The sequence below is a fragment of the Nonomuraea basaltis genome (assembly GCF_005893125.1).
In the GTDB taxonomy this organism is placed as follows: Bacteria; Actinomycetota; Actinomycetes; order Streptosporangiales; family Streptosporangiaceae; genus Nonomuraea; species Nonomuraea basaltis.
In genome coordinates, this window is the sequence record NZ_VCJS01000478.1 from 1 (window position 1) to 3,022 (window position 3,022).

Annotated in this window: 7 protein-coding genes; 5 read left to right on the plus strand and 2 right to left on the minus strand. The window is 70.5% G+C overall.

What is annotated here, in order from left to right; all coding sequences use genetic code 11:
• Positions 1–520 (plus strand): alpha/beta hydrolase (locus EJK15_RS68555; RefSeq protein WP_138720815.1); only part of this gene is annotated, 520 nt, incomplete at its 5' end.
• A 45-nt stretch (positions 521–565) separates the two neighbouring features.
• On the opposite strand, the gene EJK15_RS68560 is transcribed toward EJK15_RS68555, so the two are convergent.
• Positions 566–736 (minus strand): thiazolylpeptide-type bacteriocin, encoded by a 171-nt coding sequence (locus EJK15_RS68560; RefSeq protein ID WP_138720816.1) that lies wholly within the window; start codon positions 734–736, stop codon positions 566–568.
• Between the two features lie 163 nt (positions 737–899).
• On the opposite strand from EJK15_RS68560, the gene EJK15_RS78405 reads away from it, so the two are divergent.
• Positions 900–1,334 carry a hypothetical protein gene (locus EJK15_RS78405; RefSeq protein ID WP_420847199.1) on the plus strand — a complete coding sequence of 145 codons (435 nt, stop codon included), beginning with the start codon at positions 900–902 and terminating at the stop codon, positions 1,332–1,334.
• A gap of 14 nt (positions 1,335–1,348) precedes the next feature.
• Here the strand turns inward: EJK15_RS78405 and EJK15_RS68580 are convergent, their stop codons facing one another.
• Complete coding sequence (locus EJK15_RS68580; protein ID WP_138720817.1) at positions 1,349–1,972, minus strand: hypothetical protein; 624 nt, start codon at positions 1,970–1,972, stop codon at positions 1,349–1,351.
• Between the two features lie 217 nt (positions 1,973–2,189).
• On the opposite strand from EJK15_RS68580, the gene EJK15_RS77045 reads away from it, so the two are divergent.
• From EJK15_RS77045 to EJK15_RS68595, 3 genes are all read left to right on the plus strand, one after another.
• Positions 2,190–2,321 (plus strand): hypothetical protein, encoded by a 132-nt coding sequence (locus EJK15_RS77045; RefSeq protein WP_276615628.1) that lies wholly within the window; start codon positions 2,190–2,192, stop codon positions 2,319–2,321.
• A 3-nt stretch (positions 2,322–2,324) separates the two neighbouring features.
• Entirely contained in the window at positions 2,325–2,678 is a 354-nt protein-coding gene (locus tag EJK15_RS68590) for a hypothetical protein (RefSeq protein WP_138720819.1), read from the plus strand.
• 55 nt (positions 2,679–2,733) lie between these two features.
• The coding region (locus tag EJK15_RS68595) for a hypothetical protein (protein ID WP_206062333.1) at positions 2,734–3,022 on the plus strand (289 nt) is incomplete at its 3' end.

Sequence of the window (3,022 nt, forward strand, 5' to 3'; positions counted from 1 at the left end):
TCGCCATCCGGAACGCGTCGGAAAGCTGGCGCTGATCACTCCGAGCGTCATCGCCGTCGGCATCACGATCAGTGGAGAGGCCCGGCGGGCGACGGCCCTACTGCGCAAGGACGAGCCCTGGTTTCCGCTGGCGTTCGCGGCTCTGGAGAAGGTCCTGGCCGGCCAGGGCACCGGCGATGCCTTCCAGGCCATCGCGCCATTCTGGTACCGCCGTTGGGACAAGACGGCTCAGGCGCACAAGGCCGCCGAGGACGGGCAGCGGAACAGTGAGGCAGCGGGCGTCTTCGGCTCCGAAGGTGCTTTCGATCCCGAAGCCACGCGGGCCGCGCTCACCCGCTGCACATCACCGGTGCTGCTGCTCGCGGGCGCGGTGGACCTGAACTCCCCTCCTCCTGCGATGACCGAGCTCGCCGAGCTGTTTCCACGCGCCGAACTCATCGTTCAAGCCGGAGCCGGGCACTTTCCGTGGCTCGATGACGCCGACCAGTTCGTGGCCACCATCTCGGCATTTCTGCGGTAGGCGACCCCTCCCTCGCAGCGCTCGGCAGTCTGCCGATCAGCCGGATCAGGCGCTGCAGGAGGTGGTGCTGGTCGTGCTGGAGCAGGTCGAGGTCGAAGAGGTCGAGGTCGAGCCCGCCAGGACGACCTCGGCGGCGTCGGAGTAGTCCGAGATCTCGAATCGGCCGAGACTGAGACCGAAGTGCCGCTGCAGCTCATCATGGGCAAGACCCGCCACAAGAACCCCCGCACCGCCATGCGCTACGTCAAACCCAGCGCCGAAGCCACCGAGGTCCTGGCACCCCGCCGCCGTACCCACTGCTCAACTGAGTGGAGGCTCGCCGGAGCTACAGGAGTTCCGGGCCGTCAAGCGCGGTCTCGGCCAGCACGCGGCCAACGGCCTGCACCCCGACGAAGCGCACGATCTCCTGCAGCGCGGTGCCGGCCAGGCGACGCGGCTGCACGCCACCACAGTGCCGGTCCCGGTGCCGGTCTCGGTGCCGCGCCATCACCGCATCGAGGTCGACCTGCATCAGCCGCGCGCGGCGAATCTGGCCGCGCTCATGCCCGGCGTCACCCGCAGCGGGTGCGTTGCGCCGCGAGGAGCTGTGCTCCCTGCGCACCGACGATCTCGACCCGGGCCATCGCATGCTGCGGATCCGAGCCGAGACGACGAAGAACCGGCTAGAACGCATCGTGCCGTACTCTGCGCCCACCAGCAGCAGCCCGGCCACTCGTCATCGCCGGGGTCTCGCAGGTGCCGGCGGCAGTGCGGGTGCGCGCGCAGGCCGTCCATCCCGCGAACGTGCGCCTGGAGTTGGAGCTGCGTTCGCTGACCGACGGCAGCAGGTCAACTGGTGCGGTGCGCGTCGGGCAGAGTCCCGCGGCCTTGCAGGCCGGCCACGCCGGCCCGTACGAGCTGCGCGTTCGCGCTGGTGACGAGGTCTCGATGATCCCGTTCCGGGTGCTGGTGCCCGGCGGTGCCCCTGGGCGATAGTGACCGACGGCGCGTTCTGCTGGTCGGTGTGCTGGCGGTGGGCGCCGTACTCACCGGCCGCCTGTCCAGGCCCGTCGTGGGCGCCGTGAGCGCAGCCGCGGCGGTCGCGGTCGTCGTGATGCTGCTGCGGCCGTACCTGCCCGCTGCCCAGCAGGAGGGGCGGCGCCCGTCGCCGAGGTCGGCCGGCCCTATGTGCAGGGCCGCTTCTCGACGCTGCCCGCCCGGCCCGCCACGGGCGCCGACTTCGCCTTGACCTTGCGGCTCGCGGACGGCGCGACCGGTCGGCCGGTGGACGATCTCGCCGTCCACCACGAGGCCCCGGCGCACCTCGTGGTCACCAGCGAGGATGGCGCGGTCTTCCGGCACGTGCACCCGTTGCGGACCGCGCCGGGTGTCCTGGCCGTACGGCTGCGCGTTCCGCAACCGGGCCGCTACCTCGCCTACGCCGAGATCGAGCGGCAGGAGTCGGGCGGGCAACTCCTCTCCGGCGCCTTCGAGATCTCCGGCACCGCCCAGCCGTACGCCCCGGCCCAGGAGCCTGCCATGCCCCGCCTCACCCCGCCCACGCCGACCGCTGCAAGTCCAGTGACCATCGAGGTCAGCCCGGAGGGTGCCACTACAGCTATGGCTGGGCATGCCCGGCCATCTGATCGTCAGGAGCGCGGACGGGGTTCACCTGGCACACGCGCATGGGATGCCGACGGAAGGTTCCGCGCTGCGCTTCACCCTCACCCTCCCGGAGCTGGGCCGCTACCTGGCCTGGGCCCAGTACGCCACCGGAGGCCGACTCGTGACCCGGCCCTTCACCATGGAGGTGGATCGATGAAGTATGCGGCTGTCTGCCTGCTTGTGGCCGGCGTGCTGTTCGCCCGCGACGAGCTGGTTCGACGGCAACCCTGAGAGCGTGGAGGCGGCGGGCGCCCGCTACACCGTCAGCGTGCTGCCTGCCGATCCAGTAGAGGTGCGGGTGACCTCCGGCGAGGCCGACACGGTCACCGTGGCGGCGGTCATGCCGAGCATGGGCCACGCCCTGCCGCCGGTCGGCACCGTCGAAGCCGATCCCGGCCGCTTCGTCGCCGAGGAGAGGATGTTCGTCATGGACGGCGTGTGGGAGCTGTCCATCACCGTTTCCGGGGCTCAGGGACGGGAGACGATCAGCATCAGCACGGTAGTCGACCGGTGAACATCAGTCAGATGACGGAAGCGATCCTCGAGCGCCTCTGGCTAGCGTCGGCACCATGAAGCTGATCAATGACCATCTGGCGGTCAAGGCCCGGTTACTGCCTCCGACCGGCGACGGTTTCCTCATGCTGGCCGGCGAGGTCGGCACCTGGCGTGGCGGCTACTTCGCCTCTCCTCCCACGCAGCTGCCCGCTCATCTCAAGGCGCTGGCCACGGGTATCGAGGCGCGGGAGGCGAACGTGTTCCGCGCCGTCCTGCGTACACCAGGTGAGGGCGACGAGCTGCTGGCCGCCCGAGGCATCCGGCCGGCGCGTTATGACGTCGTCGTGCTGATCCGCACCGCGT